This is a genomic window from Thalassovita taeanensis (genome assembly GCF_900110775.1).
GTDB classification, from domain to species: Bacteria; Pseudomonadota; Alphaproteobacteria; order Rhodobacterales; family Rhodobacteraceae; genus Litorimicrobium; species Litorimicrobium taeanense.
In genome coordinates this window covers 235,601-251,175 of the sequence record NZ_FOEP01000003.1, presented here as the reverse complement: position 1 = coordinate 251,175, position 15,575 = coordinate 235,601, and the positions used below count along the sequence as shown (strand labels likewise).

At 61.9% G+C, this 15,575-nt stretch carries 15 protein-coding genes; 5 read left to right on the top strand and 10 right to left on the bottom strand.

Going from position 1 to position 15,575, the window contains the following annotated elements:
• Positions 1–15: 15 nt before the first annotated feature.
• From BSF79_RS05925 to BSF79_RS05905, 5 genes are all read right to left on the bottom strand, one after another.
• The gene (locus BSF79_RS05925) at positions 16–885 is read right to left on the bottom strand and encodes a polyprenyl synthetase family protein (RefSeq protein WP_342741845.1); all 870 of its coding nucleotides are present in this window, start codon (positions 883–885) and stop codon (positions 16–18) included.
• The gene (locus BSF79_RS05920) at positions 886–1,128 is read right to left on the bottom strand and encodes an exodeoxyribonuclease VII small subunit (RefSeq protein WP_090268930.1); all 243 of its coding nucleotides are present in this window, start codon (positions 1,126–1,128) and stop codon (positions 886–888) included.
• Complete coding sequence (locus BSF79_RS05915; protein WP_090268929.1) at positions 1,125–2,060, bottom strand: histone deacetylase family protein; 936 nt, start codon at positions 2,058–2,060, stop codon at positions 1,125–1,127. The genes BSF79_RS05920 and BSF79_RS05915 overlap by 4 nt, the downstream gene beginning before the upstream one ends.
• 78 nt (positions 2,061–2,138) lie before the next feature.
• Positions 2,139–2,840, bottom strand: a complete 702-nt coding sequence (locus BSF79_RS05910) for a response regulator (protein ID WP_090268928.1) — start codon at positions 2,838–2,840, stop codon at positions 2,139–2,141.
• Complete coding sequence (locus BSF79_RS05905) at positions 2,837–3,334, bottom strand: MarR family winged helix-turn-helix transcriptional regulator (protein WP_090268927.1); 498 nt, start codon at positions 3,332–3,334, stop codon at positions 2,837–2,839. The genes BSF79_RS05910 and BSF79_RS05905 overlap by 4 nt, the downstream gene beginning before the upstream one ends.
• A gap of 173 nt (positions 3,335–3,507) precedes the next feature.
• Here BSF79_RS05905 and BSF79_RS05900 point away from each other — a divergent pair, with 173 nt between their 5' ends.
• Positions 3,508–4,374 carry a branched-chain amino acid aminotransferase gene (locus BSF79_RS05900; protein ID WP_090268926.1) on the top strand — a complete coding sequence of 289 codons (867 nt, stop codon included), beginning with the start codon at positions 3,508–3,510 and terminating at the stop codon, positions 4,372–4,374.
• Between the two features lie 150 nt (positions 4,375–4,524).
• Positions 4,525–6,081, top strand: a complete 1,557-nt coding sequence (locus tag BSF79_RS05895; protein WP_090268925.1) for an alkaline phosphatase D family protein — start codon at positions 4,525–4,527, stop codon at positions 6,079–6,081.
• A 109-nt stretch (positions 6,082–6,190) separates the two neighbouring features.
• On the opposite strand, the gene BSF79_RS05890 is transcribed toward BSF79_RS05895, so the two are convergent.
• The 5 genes from BSF79_RS05890 to BSF79_RS05870 form a co-directional block, all read right to left on the bottom strand.
• Positions 6,191–7,111, bottom strand: coding sequence for an ABC transporter permease (locus BSF79_RS05890; RefSeq protein ID WP_090268924.1), 921 nt, complete (start codon positions 7,109–7,111; stop codon positions 6,191–6,193).
• Between the two features lie 3 nt (positions 7,112–7,114).
• Complete coding sequence (locus BSF79_RS05885; protein ID WP_245776331.1) at positions 7,115–8,410, bottom strand: ABC transporter permease; 1,296 nt, start codon at positions 8,408–8,410, stop codon at positions 7,115–7,117.
• Between the two features lie 89 nt (positions 8,411–8,499).
• Positions 8,500–9,573 carry an ABC transporter substrate-binding protein gene (locus BSF79_RS05880; RefSeq protein WP_090268923.1) on the bottom strand — a complete coding sequence of 358 codons (1,074 nt, stop codon included), beginning with the start codon at positions 9,571–9,573 and terminating at the stop codon, positions 8,500–8,502.
• Between the two features lie 113 nt (positions 9,574–9,686).
• Positions 9,687–10,787: an ABC transporter ATP-binding protein gene (locus BSF79_RS05875; protein ID WP_090268922.1), complete on the bottom strand. Its 1,101-nt coding sequence runs from the start codon at positions 10,785–10,787 to the stop codon at positions 9,687–9,689.
• A 227-nt stretch (positions 10,788–11,014) separates the two neighbouring features.
• Positions 11,015–12,385 carry an aspartate aminotransferase family protein gene (locus BSF79_RS05870; protein WP_090268921.1) on the bottom strand — a complete coding sequence of 457 codons (1,371 nt, stop codon included), beginning with the start codon at positions 12,383–12,385 and terminating at the stop codon, positions 11,015–11,017.
• 182 nt (positions 12,386–12,567) lie between these two features.
• Here BSF79_RS05870 and BSF79_RS05865 point away from each other — a divergent pair, with 182 nt between their 5' ends.
• Genes BSF79_RS05865 through BSF79_RS05855 form a run of 3 tightly spaced genes read left to right on the top strand, consistent with a single transcriptional unit; the run spans position 12,568 to position 15,570 of the window.
• The gene (locus tag BSF79_RS05865) at positions 12,568–13,752 is read left to right on the top strand and encodes a M24 family metallopeptidase (RefSeq protein ID WP_090269100.1); all 1,185 of its coding nucleotides are present in this window, start codon (positions 12,568–12,570) and stop codon (positions 13,750–13,752) included.
• A complete protein-coding gene (gene argE / locus BSF79_RS05860; RefSeq protein WP_090268920.1) occupies positions 13,749–14,915 on the top strand; it encodes an acetylornithine deacetylase in 1,167 nt (388 codons plus the stop codon). The genes BSF79_RS05865 and argE overlap by 4 nt, the downstream gene beginning before the upstream one ends.
• A complete protein-coding gene (locus tag BSF79_RS05855; RefSeq protein WP_090268919.1) occupies positions 14,908–15,570 on the top strand; it encodes a GntR family transcriptional regulator in 663 nt (220 codons plus the stop codon). The genes argE and BSF79_RS05855 overlap by 8 nt, the downstream gene beginning before the upstream one ends.
• Positions 15,571–15,575 lie beyond the last annotated feature (5 nt).

The following is a 15,575-nucleotide window of genomic DNA, read 5'->3' as shown; positions in this document are numbered from 1 at the left end:
CCTCCGGGGTGGCGATTAGCTGTGGCGGGAGATAACGAAACGCGCGGCCTGCCGCAAGCAGTCGCCCTGTTCCCCATACGGATCAAGCGCGGCGCAGGCCTGTTCGGTCAGTTCGGTGGCACGGGCGCGGGCGCCTTCCAGCCCCAGCAGTGACACGAACGTGGCCTTGCCCGCCCCGGCGTCTTTTTGCAAACGCTTGCCTGCGGTCTGTTCGTCGCCGGTCACATCCAGGATGTCATCGGCGATCTGAAACGCCAGCCCCAGCGCGCGGGCATAGGCCCCGAGCGGAGCGGGGTCAGCCCCGGCCAGACGTGGCCCGGCGCAGGCTGACCATTCGATCAGCGCGCCGGTTTTGCCAGCCTGCAAGGCGGTGATCTGATCAAGCGTCAGCGGCGTGGCGGCGGTTTCGGCGGCGATATCCAGCGCCTGCCCCCGCACCATCCCCTGCGCGCCCACAGCGCGGGCCATGCTGAGCACCAGATCGGCACGAATGGCGGCATCGGGGGAGGTTTCGGACCGCGCCAGCAGCTCAAACGCCAGCGATTGCAGCGCATCCCCGGCCAGAACGGCGGTGGCGCTGTCCCATTGAATATGCACCGTCGGCAGGCCGCGACGCAGGTCGTCGTCATCCATGCAGGGCAGATCATCATGCACAAGGCTGTAGGCGTGCAGTGCCTCGACTGCGGCGGCAGGCCAGATCGCCTGCTCTGGGGCGATGCCGTGCAGCCGCGCGGTTTCCAGCACCAAAAAGGCGCGCAGGCGCTTGCCGCCCGCACTGGCATAGCGCATCGCCTGCACCACTGTCAGGTCGCCCATCGGCGCCATAACGGCATCAAGGTGGGCCTGCACAAGGGTCGCGGCCTCTGTCAAGCGCGTGTGGAACACTTACAGGCCTTCGACCGGCTTCAGCCCGGTGGGCTGCCCTTCGGCATCCAGCGTGATGGCCGCAACTTTTTCTTCGGCCTCTTTCAGCTTGGTCTCGCAGCGCTTTTTCAGCTCGGCGCCGCGAGTATAGAGCGCGATCGAATCTTCCAGCGGAACGTCGCCGCGCTCCAACTGGCCAACAACCTGTTCCAGCTCTCGCATCGCTTCTTCGAAGCTCATTTCGCTGACTGCTTTCTCGGTCATGCGCCCTTCTCCATCAATACCGTGACATGTGCGGCAGCCGAAGCCGCCAGCGCCGTCAGATCATATCCGCCCTCTAAAGTCGAGACAACGCGGCCACCGCAATGGGTGGTGGCCAGATCGCACAGGCGTTGCGTCAACCACGTGAAGTCTTCGGTGCGCCAACGCAGTTGCGCCAGCGGGTCGTCTTGATGTGCGTCGAACCCGGCAGAGATCAGGATCAGTTGCGGCTCGAAGGCGTCAAGCATCGGGAAAACCCGGCCTTCATAGGCCTGACGCATCGTGGCGCTGCCGGAATCGGGCGGCAGCGGGATATTGACGATGTTGTCATGCGCGCCACGATCAGACTCGGCGCCGGTGCCGGGCCAGAGCGGCGACTGATGCGAGGAGATGAACAGCGCGCGGGGCTCATCCCACAGCAGATCCTGCGTGCCGTTGCCGTGATGCACGTCGAAATCGACAATCGCCACGCGGGTCAGCCCATGCGCCTGCATTGCGTGTTTTGCGGCGATGGCGATGTTTCCGAACAGGCAGAACCCCATCTGGGTTGCACGCTCGGCGTGGTGGCCGGGCGGACGGCAGGCAACGAAGGCGTTGCTGACCTCGCCCGTCATAACCGCATCCACGGCGGCGATCACGCCGCCAACGGCCCGCCGCGCCGCCTGAACCGATCCGGGCGACATATGGGTATCGGCATCCAGCGCCACGGTGCCCGTGGCGGGTTCAGCCGCAATGATCCGGTCAAGATAGTCGCGCGGATGGCACAGCAGAATGGGATCGTCCCCGGCCAGCGGCGCCTGCCGCCGGTCCAGCGCATCGAATGCAGGCCCCGCAAGCGCGGTGGCGATATGTTCAAGCCGCGCCACCTGTTCGGGGTGACCCGGCGGGGTCACATGCGCCAGACAATCATCGTGAGAATATAAAGCCGTGGCCATGGCGTTTCCTCCCTCTCCTCGTGCCGGATATACGCCGTACGGCGCGTTCTGGCGCAACCGCAGACGCGACGCCATTGGTCAATCTGGCGACAGCATATACCCCGCGCCGCGCACCGTTTGCAGATAGCGCGGCTGCTTGGGGTCCGCCTCGATCTTGCGGCGCAGGCGGGTGATCTGCACGTCGACCGCGCGTTCCTGTGCCTGACCGCGATCGCGGCCCAGATCCTCGACCAGCTTGCTGCGGGTGATCGCTTCGCCGGGGGAAGACGAGAATATCCGCATCAGCTGCGTTTCGGTTGCGGTCAAGCGGATCAGATCGGCCCCGCGCCACATCTCTCCGCGCTCGATGTCATAGCGGATGGGGCCAAGCGTCAGCACTTTGGGGGCGACGTTGACCGGCGCCAGATCCGGCATCCGGCGCAGAATGGCGTTGATCCGCAGCAACAGCTCTTTCGGCTCGAACGGCTTGGCCAGATAATCATCGGCCCCAGCCTCGAGGCCCGCAATCCGGTCTTCGGTTTCGCCGCGTGCGGTCAGCAGCAGGATCGGCGTCGTCATTTCTTCGCGCAGTGACCGGGTCAGGCTGATGCCGTCTTCGCCGGGCATCATCACATCCAGCACGATCATGTCGAAATCCAACCCCGCCAGAAGCCGCCGGGCATGGGCAGCATCGCGCGCCGCCGAGACCAGAAACCCGTGCCGGATCAGGAACTTCTGTAACAGCCCGCGAATGCGTTCGTCGTCATCGACGATCAGCAGATGGGCGTCGACGTCGCTCATGCACCAGACTCCCGCATGGCGTGATAGCGGCGGCGCATGTCGGGGTCCATCATCGCCTCAAGCACCTGCCGAAACCCGGCCACGGCCTGCGGCCCTGCCGTGCGGTAAGCCGTGCGCATCCGCGCGCGCTGCGCGTCCGACAGCCGACGTTCAAGCGCCTCGCCTGCTTCGGTCAGGAACAGATGCCGCTCGCGCTTGTCGACGGTGCCGACACGGCTTTCGACCAGCCCGTCCTCGATCAACGTGCGCAACACCCGGTTCAGTGATTGCTTGGTCACGCCCAGCAACAGCAGCAGGTTGTTGACCGTCGTGCCCGGCGCACGATTGATGAAGTGGATCGCCCGGTGATGCGCCCGCCCATAGGCCATTCCGGCCAGAATGCGGTCTGGATCGGCTGTGAACCCACGATAGGCGAAATACATCGCCTCGATCCCCTGCCGAAGTTGTTCGTCAGTCAGAAACAGCAGGTTTTCCCCGGTGGTCACGTCAGACATCCGCGCCCCTCCCAAGTGATTGAATTGTATGACACGGGCCTCACCTTAAGTCAGTCTTGTTGACATTCCAAGACCGAACTGGTAGCGAATCCCAGTTTCTACGCAATATTATGTCAATATATGACATGAGCAGCGCAACTTTACAAAAGAGTGACGGCGCAAGAAGGAAAGATATGATGAGCTACGATGATCGCGACGGCAAGATCTGGATGGATGGAAAGCTGGTCGAATGGCGCGATGCCAAGGTCCATGTCCTGACCCACGCCCTGCACTATGCCTCTTCGGTATTCGAGGGCGAGCGGTGCTATAACGGCAAGATCTTTCGCGGCGTCGAGCATTCCGCGCGCCTGAAACGGTCGGCCAATCTGCTGGATTTCGACATCCCCTTCTCAGTCGAGGAAATCGAGGCTGCCAAATACGCCATGCTGAAGGCCAACGGCTGGACCGATGCCTATGTGCGCGCGGTCGCCTGGCGCGGCGCGGGCGAGGACATGGGCGTGTCGGCCAAGCGCAACCCCGTTCGGCTGGCGGTGGCCGGTTGGGAGTGGGGCAATTATTATGGCGACGCCAAGATGAAGGGGGCCAAGCTGGATATCGCCAAATGGCGCCGCCCGGACCCGGCCACGATCCCCTGCGAGGCCAAGGCCGCCGGGCTTTACATGATCTGCACCATGTCCAAACACGCCGCCGAAGCGAAGGGCTGTTCCGACGCGATGATGTTCGATTACCGCGGCTATGTGGCCGAGGCGACAGGCGCGAACATCTTTTTCGTCAAGAATGGCGAGGTGCACACGCCGCTGCCCGATTGCTTCCTCAACGGGCTGACGCGCCAGACCGTGATCACCATGTTGAACGAGCGTGGCATCACCGTGCACGAACGCCACATCATGCCCGAAGAGCTGGAAGGGTTTGAACAATGCTGGCTGACCGGCACCGCCGCCGAAGTGACGCCGGTGGGGCAGATCGGCGATTACACCTTCGAGGTCGGCGCCCTGACGCGCGAGATTTCCGAAGGTTATGAAACGCTGGTGCGCAGCTAACCGGCAAGACGCCGCCCCGGTTCTGTGGGCGGCGTCACAAAAGATTTCTGAAAATGTCACCCTCAGGTCAGGGGTGTTTTACCGACTCCCCGCTCTATCCCCTTTGTTGTCAGTCACCCCATTAGCAGGGAAACGCGAAGGGATCGCTCCATGACCAAACTGATCAGACCCAGCCGCCGCGCCGTTCTGGCCGGGGGCACTGCATTTGCCGCCGCACTTGCCATGCCCTCACTCAGCCGCGCCGCGGCGCGGCCGATTTTCACGCACGGCGTTCAATCCGGTGATGTGAACACCTCGTCCGGCATGATCTGGACCCGCACGGATCGCCCCGCCAAGGTGATGATGGAGGTGTCGACCACCGAAAGCTTCGCCGATGCGCGGCGCCTGGCCAGCCTTGACGCGCTGCCGCCAAGCGATTTCGCCGTGAAGCGCTTGGTGGAAGGGCTGCCTGCGGATCAGGACATCTTCTATCGCTTCACCGCCACCGACCTGCACGACATGAACGCCACCTCCGAACCGATCATCGGTCAGTTCCGAACCGCGCCGTCGTCGCGCCGGTCGGTCAAGTTTGCCTGGTCGGGCGATACCGCCGGTCAGGGCTGGGGCATCGACGACGAGGGCATGCGCACCTATGCCACGATGGCGCAGCACCGCCCCGATTTCTTCATCCACTCGGGCGACACGATCTATGCCGATGGCGCGATGCAGGATGAGGTGACGCTGAAAGACGGCAGCATCTGGAAAAACGCCACGCTGATCGACGAAAAGCGCAAAGTGGCCGAGACCCTGAATGAATATCGCGGCCAGTGGAAATACAACCTGATGGACGCGCATATTCTGGCGATGAACGCCGTCTGCCCGACCTTCTTCCAGTGGGATGACCACGAGGTTATCAATAATTGGTCCTCCTCCAAGGACCTGACCGCCGACGACCGCTATACCGAAAAATCGGTGCATGTGCTGGCCGCCAACGCCGCCCGCGCGTTCCACGAGATGACCCCGATCAGCTATACCCCGGCGGAACCCGGCCGCGTCTACCGCACCATCAACTACGGCCCGATGCTCGACGTGTTCTTCCTTGACCTGCGCAGCTATCGCGGCCCGAATGGCGACGGCATGGAAGACACCCTGACCGACGCCAGCCGCATCATGGGCGCCGAACAGGTGGCATGGCTCAAGCGTGAACTGGCCAACTCCAAAGCCACTTGGAAGGTCATCGCCTGCGATATGCCGCTGGGTCTGGTCGTGCCGGATGGTGACAAGATCGAGGCGATCTCGAACGGGGATAACGGTGCCGCCAAAGGCCGCGAGCTGGAGCTGGCCGACCTGCTGCGCTTCATCAAAAACGCTGGCATCAAGAACACCGTCTGGTTCACCGCCGACGTGCACTATACCGCCGCGCACTACTATGACCCGGACAAGGCGCAGTTTCAGGATTTCGATCCGTTCTGGGAATTCGTATCGGGCCCGCTGCATGCTGGCACCTTCGGCCCCAACAAGCTGGACGCCACATTCGGCCCCGAGGTCAAATTCGTCAAAGCCCCGACCGAGGAACAAGGCCCGAATCTGCCGCCTTCGATGGGGCTGCAGTTCTTCGGTCTGGTCGATATCGACGGTGCCACCCAGCAGATGAAAGTCCGCCTGATGGACCGCGCTGATACCAAACTATGGGCGATCACGCTGGACCCGCAGGGCCTGTCACTCTGATACGAAAAGGCCGGGGTGGTTCGCACCGCCCCGGCCTTCTTGTTCTTCGGTTTCTTTCTGACGAAAATACTCCCGCCGGAGGCTCCGATGCTCTCCGCGCGCGTCGACGTTAGCCGGGGCTGACGCCACGCAGTTTTTCCGAACGCCGCCGCAGCAGTTCAACCGTGGTCAGCAGCGCGATCGAGATCAGAACAAGGATCGTCGCCACCGACAGGATCGCCGGGCTGATCTGTTCGCGGATCCCGTTCCACATCTGGCGCGGGATGGTCTGTTCATCCAGACCACCGACAAACAGCACCACCACAACCTCGTCAAACGAGGTGACAAAGGCGAACAGCGCCCCCGAAATAACGCCGGGCAGGATCAGCGGCATCTGCACACGTCGGAAGGTGGTGATCGGGTCGGCGCCCATATTGGCTGCGGCGCGGGTCAGTGAATGGTCGAACCCGACCAAAGTGGCCGTCACGGTGATGATCACGAATGGAATACCCAGCGTCGCATGCGCCAGAACCACGCCCAGATAGGGAATGCCCCAATTCTGGATCCCGATCGACGAGTAGAAGAAAAACAACCCCGTCGCGGTGATGATGATCGGCACGATCATCGGCGAGATCAGGATCGCCATGATCACCCGGCGCGCGGGCATTTCCGGCCGCGACAGGCCAAGGGCGGCCACAGTGCCCAACCCGGTTGCAAGAATGGTCGAGAAGAAGCCGATGATGATCGAGTTCTTCGCGGCACTGATCCAGGCGGCGTTGCTCCAGGCATCGGCCCACCAGCTCAGCCCGCGTGGGGCGTCAGGCTCCAGCATGCCGAAGGTCAGCAGCATGTCATACCAACGCGTGGAATACCCGGTTGGATCCAGCTTGAGCATCTTTTCGGTGAAGGTGAAATACGGCTCGGCGTTGAAGCTGAGCGGCATCACCACAAGGATCGGCGCGATCAGGAACAGAAAGATCGCGGCGCAGATCACCAGATAGGTGTAATGCCAGACCCGTTCCAGCGTGGACGCATGTTTTGGAAGTGCCATGTCTTACCCCAACTTCAGGTTATCGATGCCCACCAGCCGGTCATACAGCCAGTAGAGGATGAGGATACCGCCCAGAAGCAGCGCCGCCAGAGCCGCCGCCAGCGACCAGTTCAGCGATTTCTGCATGTGGAAGGCGATGAGGTTGGAAATCAGCTGCCCATCGGCACCACCCACAAGGGCGGGCGTGATGTAATAGCCAACAGCCAGAATGAACACCAGCAACGCGCCGGCCCCAATCCCCGGCACGGTCTGCGGGAAATAGACCCGGCGGAACGCGGTCCAACTGGTGGCGCCAAGGCTGCGTGCGGCGCGCACATAACTGGGGTTGATCGGGCGCATCACCGAATAAAGCGGCAGCACCATGAAGGGCAGCAGGATATGCGTCATCGCAATCACTGTGCCCAGCTGGTTGTACATCATTTGCAGCCGGTTTTCGTCGCCCAGAATGCCCATGCCGACCAGCGTATCATTGACCACACCTTGTGATTGCAGCAGCACCATCCAACTGGTGGTCCGCACCAGAAGCGAGGTCCAGAACGGCAGCAGCACCAGGATCATCAGCAGGTTGGAGTGGCGCAGCGGCAGCACCGCCAGCAGATGCGCGATCGGATAAGCCAGAACAAACGTCAGGAACGTGATCAACAGCGACAGGAACAGCGTCCGCTTGAACAGCTTGACATAGACCTGCCGGTTTTCGTTGACCATGATCACCTTGCCATCCAGATCGCGGGTGCGGTCCATCGCGGCAAGATAGAAGTTGCTGGTATAGGCCGACGAGGCGTCACGCATGACACGCCAAAGCGCGGGGTCGCCCCAATCCTCGTCCAGATCCAGCAGCGCCTGTTTATACGGCGGCTCGAGTTTATCGGCCTTGCGCGCGGCCTTGGTGAACAGCGAACGCGAGCCTGAAAGTTCATAGTTGATCCGCGTTCCGGCCTGCCCCGGCGCGCGCAGGCGTTTCAGTTCAACCAGATCCGCGGCCAGCGCGGCATATGCGGGTTCGTCCGGCGAGGTGCCTGCGGGGTTGGCTTTGAACCAGCCCTTGAGATTGACCATGATCGGCGTTTCCACGCCCGACCCGATGTCAGTGTGCATCGTGAAGCCGTCATTATGGACAGAGCGTTTCAGCATCTGACCAATCGGGGCCACGAACGTAATAAGGATGAAAGCCAGAAGCGGCAGCACCAGCAAAAACGCGCGGCGTTTGGCATGGCTTTGCGCCCGCGCCAAGGCCTGCTTCAGCGGTTTGCCATCTGCGGTGGTCAGCATTTGCTGCCCGTTCGCCATTGCGTCGCTCATGTGGTGATACCTTTCCCCGTGTCGGATCGGGCCAACATAGGCCCGATCCTGTGGTCTTTTCCGCGCCCGCGTCTGCGGCGGGCGTCAGATTAGTTGGCCAGCCAAGCGTTGAAACGCTCGTTCAGCTCGGCGTCTTTGTCGACCCAGAACTCGAAGTTGTTGACCAGAGCATTGCCAAGGTTGGCAGCTGCGGTGGGCATGTGCGGCGCCATTTCGGTTTTGCCGTCCGAGTATTTGCCAACCAGCGCACCCGAGGATTTACGCGCGGGACCATACGAGATCCACGACGCCTGATCCGCCAGACGCTGCGTGTCGGTTGCGAAGGCAACGAACTTCATCGCCGCATCTTTGTTCGGCGCGCCTTTGGGAACGACAAACAGGTCGAAATCGAGGATCTGACCGTCCCAGACGACGTGCAGCGGCTGACCTTCGGCCACGGCTGCGTTGAAGATACGGCCGTTATACGCGGTCGACATCACAACTTCGCCATCGGCCAGAAGCTGCGGAGGCTGAGCGCCGGCTTCCCACCAGACGATATCGTCTTTGATGCTGTCCAGCTTGGCGAATGCGCGATCAACGCCTTCGTCGGTGTCCAGAATGCCATAGACTTCATCCGACGGTACGCCATCGGCCATCAGAGCCATTTCCAGCGTCGCTTTGGCGGACTTACGCACACCGCGCTTGCCGGGGAATTTGGTGGTGTCGAAGAAATCACCAATGGTGACGGGTTCGCCGGTCACGTTGTCGCTGTTGTAAGCGAAAACAGTCGACCAAACGATGTTGGCCACGGCGCAATCCTGCAACGCACCTTCGATGAAGTCTTCGGTGGCCGGAGTGCCATCCGGAGCGGCGGGCAGCATTGCTACGTCCATCGGCTCCAGCAGGCCTTCGTCGCACAGACGCACGGCGTCCGAGAATTCAACGTCAGCGACGTCGATCGAGACATTGCCCGCTTCGACCTGTGCTTTGATCGGGGTTGCGGGGTTGTCCGCGTCGATCGAGTTGATCTTGATGCCGGTCAGCGCGGTGAACGGCTTGTGGTACGCTTCGACTTGGGACTTGGTGTAAGACCCGCCCCACGACATGACCGTCACTTCCTGCGCTTGCGCAGCATAGGCTGCACTGGTCAGAGCGGTGGCCAGAAGAACTGTTTTGAGTTTCATATCATAACTCCCATTGTTGCCCGTAGTTTGCTTTTCGGAGGCGGCGAAACGGGCAGAATATCCGCCCCCCCTTGTTCATCGTGGCCCCCCAAGGGGGGCACACGACATTCCTGTCACGCATCCAGCGCGCGACAATCCTGCGGCAGCCAGCCGATGTCGATCTGCTGACCGGGCCGCAGTCGTTCCTGATCGGGGGCGTTGCGGGTCTTGACGATGAAGTCGTCGATCCCGGCCACACGCAGGCGAGTGCGGAAAATATCGCCCATATAGATGAATTCCAGCACCTCGGCCTTGAGCGTATGCGCGCCCTCTTGCAGCCGGGACTTGTTGAACTCGACCCGCTCGGGGCGGATCGACACGCGGGTGCGGTCGCCGACCTTGTTGACGTTGACCGGCTTGGCGTCGATCACTTCGCCACTGTCCAGCTGCACCACGCAAAGATCGCCCTTGATCTCTTTTACCACGCCTTCCAGCGCGTTATTCTCGCCGATAAACTGCGCCACGAAGCTGTTCATGGGCTCTTCATACAGCTTGTCTGGCGGGGCCAGCTGCTGAATGCGGCCATCGTCGAACACCGCCACGCGGTCTGACATGGTCAGCGCCTCGGTCTGGTCGTGGGTCACGTAAACCGTGGTGATCCCCAGTTCATGCGCCAGATGGGTGATTTCGAACTGCAGCGTTTCGCGCAGCTGTTTGTCCAGCGCGCCCAGCGGTTCATCCATCAGCACCAGTTCGGGTTCAAACACCAGCGCGCGCGCCAGTGCGATTCGCTGCTGCTGACCGCCCGAAAGCTGCGATGGGCGACGGTTGGCAAAGGCCCCCATCTGCACCCGCTCCAGCCCGCGCATGATCTTTTCCTCACGCTCGGATTTGCCCATGCCGCGCACTTCCAGCGGGAACGACAGGTTTTCGCCGACCGTCATATGCGGGAACAACGCGTAATTCTGAAACACCATGCCGATGCCGCGCTTGTGCGGTGGGATATTGTTGATCGGCTTGCCGTCCAGCAAAATCTCGCCGTGGGTGGCGGTTTCAAAGCCCGCCAGCATCATCAGGCAGGTGGTTTTCCCCGACCCCGACGGCCCAAGCATGGTCAGGAACTCGCCCTTCGGCATGGTCAGGTTAAGGTCTTTTACAACGAGGGTTTCCCCGTCATAGCTTTTTTGCACACGTTCAAATGCAACAAATGCGTCGCTTGTCTGATGATCGGCCAAATCGGCCCCCCGTTGATTGTCTGGCAGTTTATCCGCCTATTTGTGACAAACTAAACCGCGTCCGGGCGCAGGTTGCAACCGGATCGCGGCGATTTTGAGCAAATTACGACCTTCGCCCGCAAAATGTGCAAGCGGAACTGGCGACATTTCATGCAACACCACCGGAATCCCCGGAAGCGGCACCAGATGGCCGCCCCCGGACGTTCGCGAAAGATCGAATTGGTGAATCACCCCAGCACCTTGGCAACGGCACGGGCGGTTTTTTCCACGACCTCATCCGCTTCGGCGCGGGTCAGGCAGAAGGGCGGCGCGAAGCCCAGAATGTCACCCTGCGGCATCGCCCGCCCGATCACACCTTCGGCCAGCAAGGCGCCGGACACTTGCGGGCCGATCTTGTCGGCCGCGTCGAAAACCTCTCGCTTTTCGCGATCCTTGACGAATTCGACCGCGCACAGCATGCCTTCGCCGCGCACATCGCCGACGTTCGGATGATCGCCCAGCGCAGCGGTCATCGCCGCATTCAGATAGGCCCCGACCTCGCCCGCGTTCTGCACCAGGTTCAGATCATCCAGCAGCTTCAGGTTGGCCACGCCAGCCGCCGCACCGATCGGGTGCGCCGAATAGGTCCAGCCATGGCCGATGGCGCCATTTTCATCGGTGCCCTGCTCCAGCACTTTCCACATCCGGTCGCCGACGATGGACCCCGACAGTGGCGCATAGGCCGACGTCAGCCCCTTGGCGATCGTGATCAAATCCGGCGTCATGCCATAGTGATCCGAGCCAAACATCGTGCCCAACCGGCCAAACCCGGTCACGACCTCATCCGCCACCAGCAGGATGTCGTGCTTGCGCAGGACCGCCTGCATCGCGGGCCAGTACCCTTCGGGCGGCGGCACGATGCCGCCAGTGCCCAGAACCGGCTCGCCGATAAAGGCCGCGATGGTATCGGCGCCTTCGCGTTCGATCAGCGCCTCAAGCTCGGCCACCAGATGCGCGGTGAACTGCGCTTCGGTCATGTTGGCGTCGGGACGGCGGAAATAATACGGCGCGTCGGTGTGGATCACCTGCGACAGCGGCAGATCGAATTTCTTGTGAAACAGCTCCAACCCCGTCAGCGACCCGGTGACCAGACCAGAACCGTGATACCCACGCCAGCGGCTGATGATCTTTTTCTTCTCGGGGCGACCAAGGATGTTGTTGTAGTACCAGATCAGCTTGACGTTGGTTTCATTCGCGTCGCTGCCGGACTGACCGAAATACACCTTGCTCATACCCTTGGGCGCGCGGTCCAGAATCATCTTGGACAGGGTGATGCTCGCCTCGGTGCCGTGACCGACATAGGCGTGGTAATAGGCCAGTTCGCGTGCCTGATCCGCGATCGCCTCGGCGATTTCCTGACGGCCATAGCCGACGTTGACGCAATACAGACCGGCAAACGCATCCAGCAGCTTTACGCCATCGCGATCCTCGATATGGCAGCCCTTGGCGGTGCGGATCACCCGTGTCGCCGTCTCGCCGCGGGCATGCTGCGCCAGATGGGTCGACGGGTGGAAAAAGTTCTCGCGGTCCCATTGGGCCAGTTGGTCATTCGTCAGCATAGTGTATTCCTTGGATAAAGCGGCACGGCCATGTTGTGCACAACAACAGCCGATTAAAGTCTTAGGTCAACCTACCAATACTATTTTTTCAGCACTTTCCTAAAAACGACCTCTGGATTTCGCTTTCAGAATTGCGCTGTTGTGCACAATTTCGGCAGATGTTTGGGAACAAGGAGAATGCCATGCACCAAACCCCGGCCCCTTTCACCGCCCCGGAATATGACCGCCGCCTGTCCCTGACCCGCGCAGCCATGACCGAACAGGGGCTTGATGTGCTGTTTGTCGAAGACCCGTCAAACATGGCATGGCTGACCGGATATGACGGTTGGTCGTTCTATGTGCATCAGGGCGTGATCGTGACCCATGACCGCGAACCGGTCTGGTGGGGCCGCAACATTGACACCAACGGCGCGCGCCGCACCGCCTGGCTGAGCGAGGACAGCCTGCGCCCCTATGACGACCAATATGTGCAATCCACCACCCGCCACCCGATGCAACATCTGGCCGCGCTGCTGAAAGAGATGGGGTTTGAAAACGCCCGCGTCGGGGTCGAGATGGAGAATTACTATTTCTCGGCCAAAGCCTATGTCACGCTGCTGGCGGAACTGCCGGGCGCGCAGATTCTGGATGCCACCGCTTTGGTCAACTGGCAGCGCGCGGTGAAATCGCCCGAGGAAATCGTTTTCATGCGCAAGGCCGCGCGGATTGCCGAAAAGATGGTCGATGGCGCGATCGAGCGCACCCGCCCCGGCCTGCGCAAGAACGAGCTGGTGGCCGAGATTTACCGTGATGCGCTGACCGGCGTGGGCGACGATTGGGGCGATTACCCCGCATTGGTGCCGATGTGCCCGTCGGGAGCCGACTCCTCGGCGCCGCATCTGACGTGGGATGGCAACGCGCTTGCGGCCCAGCAATGCACATTTTTTGAACTGGCGGGCGTGTACCGTCGCTATCACGTGCCGTTCTGCCGCACAGTGTATCTTGGCACCCCGCCCGATGACATGAAACGCGCCGAAGCCGCGCTGGTCGAAGGGTTGGAAGCCGGGCTGGAGGCCGCCCGCGCAGGCAACCGTGCCGCCGACATCGCCAATGCGCTGGCCGGACCGCTGGAACGTGCCGGGATCGAACGCGGCGCGCGCTGCGGCTATTCCATCGGGCTGTCCTATCCGCCCGACTGGGGCGAGCGCACCATCAGCCTGCGCTCAGAAGACGAAACCGTGCTGCGCCCCGGTATGACCTTCCATTTCATGCCCGGCCTGTGGGCGCCCAACTGGGGGCTGGAAATCACCGAATCGCTGCTGATCACCGAGGATGGCCCGGCGGAAACCTTCTGCGATCGCCCACGACAGATGTTCGTCAAACCATGACGGCATTGGCCCGCACCCGCGATATTCTGGCCGATCTGATCGCATTCCCCACTGTTTCAGCGGACAGCAATCTGGCGATGATCGTGCACATGGCCCAACTGCTGTCCGAGGTCGGGGCGCGGGTCGATCTGTTTCACGATAGCACCGGCGGCAAGGCCAACCTGTTCGCCACAATCGGCCCCGACCGCGATGGCGGCATCCTGCTGTCGGGGCACTCTGATGTGGTGCCAGTGACAGATCAGGATTGGAGCAGCGATCCCTTTCAGATGATCGAGCGTGACGGCAATCTCTATGGGCGCGGCACCTGCGACATGAAGGGGTTTATCGCCGCCTGTCTGGCGATGGCCCCCGAATTTGCCGCGCGTGAGCTGACCCGTCCGATCCACTTCGCCTTCACCCATGACGAAGAGGTCGGCTGCCTTGGCGCCCGCGCCTTGGTGCCAGAGCTGGCCAAGCGCGGCCTGCGCCCCGCCATGGCGATCATCGGCGAACCAACAAGCATGCAGATCATCGAAGGCCACAAAGGCTGCTGCGAATACAGCGCGCACTTTCAGGGGCTTGAAGGGCACGGATCGCTGCCCGATCAAGGCGTGAACGCGGTGGAATACGCTGTGCGCTATGTGCACCGCCTGCTGGAACTGCGCGAAAGCCTGCAACATCGCGCGCCGGTTGGGGGGCGGTTTCAACCGCCCTGGACCACGCTGAATGTCGGGCGGCTGTCGGGGGGCACGGTGCATAACGTCATCGCATCGCGTGCCGAGGTGGATTGGGAAATGCGCCCGGTGCAACCGGACGACGTCGATTTCGTCAACACCCAGATGGCCGCATTTTGCAACGACGTGCTGCTGCCGCAGATGCAATCGGTGCACCCTGACGCCACAATCACCACCTATGTGATTGGCGAGGTCGAGGGCCTGACCCCGATGGACGATAACGAAGCGCTCCACCTTGTGGCAGAGCTGACCGGCGCCAATACCGCCGATCTTGTGTCCTTCAGCACCGAGGCCGGGCTGTTCCAGACCCTGGGCCTGTCGGCGGTGGTGTGCGGGCCGGGCAGCATCGAACAGGCGCATAAGGCCGATGAGTTCGTCAGCCTGTCGCAGCTTGAGGCGTGCCTTAGCATGCTGCATGGCTTGGCCGAAAAGGTCGAACGCCATGCCTGACTACACTCAAGACACCGACGCCCGCGAACGCTTTCTCCGACTGCATTCCGCGTTGCGCGAACGAATTTGCCTGCTGGATTACCCGCCCGGCGCCCGCCTGTCCGAAGAGGTTCTGGCAGGAGAATTCGGCACCTCGCGCACCCCGCTGCGCCGGGTTTTGGCGCGCTTGGAGGATGAGGGGCTGGTGATCTCGCGCCATGGGGTCGGCACGCTGGTGACCGATGTCGATATCGGCGAGATGGCCCGCACCTATGACCTGCGCCGCGAATTGGCCGGGCTGGTCGGGCGGCTGTCGCCGGTGCCTATGACCGACGCCATCCTTACCGAGGCCCGCCGCTTTGCCGACCGGGGCCGTATGCTGCAAACCGCGCCGGATGCCCGCGAATTCGCCCGGATGAACATGGAATATTTCCACTTCGGCGCCGCGTTGACCACCAACGAGGCGCTGCGCGAAACCTCGGAGCGGCTGTATTATCGCACGGCGCGGATCTGGTTGAAATCCATCCCGCGCATGGATCTGCACGCGGAAGTGGCGATTTTCCTGTCCGAACTGGACCAGAACCTGACCGCCATAGAAAACGGCGACCTGATGGCCGCCGCTCTGATCCGTCAGGCTCATATTTCGATGTGCTTCACCCGGCTGGCCGGGGGCTGAGCCCG

Coding starts and splice junctions, on each gene's coding strand:
- BSF79_RS05915 (WP_090268929.1), bottom strand. CDS start 2,060: ATGGCCACGGCTTTATATTCTCACGATGATTGTCTGGCGCATGTGACC.
- BSF79_RS05855 (WP_090268919.1), top strand. CDS start 14,908: ATGCCTGACTACACTCAAGACACCGACGCCCGCGAACGCTTTCTCCGA.
- BSF79_RS05920 (WP_090268930.1), bottom strand. CDS start 1,128: ATGACCGAGAAAGCAGTCAGCGAAATGAGCTTCGAAGAAGCGATGCGA.
- BSF79_RS05885 (WP_245776331.1), bottom strand. CDS start 8,410: ATGAGCGACGCAATGGCGAACGGGCAGCAAATGCTGACCACCGCAGAT.
- BSF79_RS05870 (WP_090268921.1), bottom strand. CDS start 12,385: ATGCTGACGAATGACCAACTGGCCCAATGGGACCGCGAGAACTTTTTC.
- BSF79_RS05905 (WP_090268927.1), bottom strand. CDS start 3,334: ATGTCTGACGTGACCACCGGGGAAAACCTGCTGTTTCTGACTGACGAA.
- BSF79_RS05890 (WP_090268924.1), bottom strand. CDS start 7,111: ATGGCACTTCCAAAACATGCGTCCACGCTGGAACGGGTCTGGCATTAC.
- BSF79_RS05900 (WP_090268926.1), top strand. CDS start 3,508: ATGATGAGCTACGATGATCGCGACGGCAAGATCTGGATGGATGGAAAG.
- BSF79_RS05880 (WP_090268923.1), bottom strand. CDS start 9,573: ATGAAACTCAAAACAGTTCTTCTGGCCACCGCTCTGACCAGTGCAGCC.
- BSF79_RS05865 (WP_090269100.1), top strand. CDS start 12,568: ATGCACCAAACCCCGGCCCCTTTCACCGCCCCGGAATATGACCGCCGC.
- argE (WP_090268920.1), top strand. CDS start 13,749: ATGACGGCATTGGCCCGCACCCGCGATATTCTGGCCGATCTGATCGCA.
- BSF79_RS05895 (WP_090268925.1), top strand. CDS start 4,525: ATGACCAAACTGATCAGACCCAGCCGCCGCGCCGTTCTGGCCGGGGGC.
- BSF79_RS05910 (WP_090268928.1), bottom strand. CDS start 2,840: ATGAGCGACGTCGACGCCCATCTGCTGATCGTCGATGACGACGAACGC.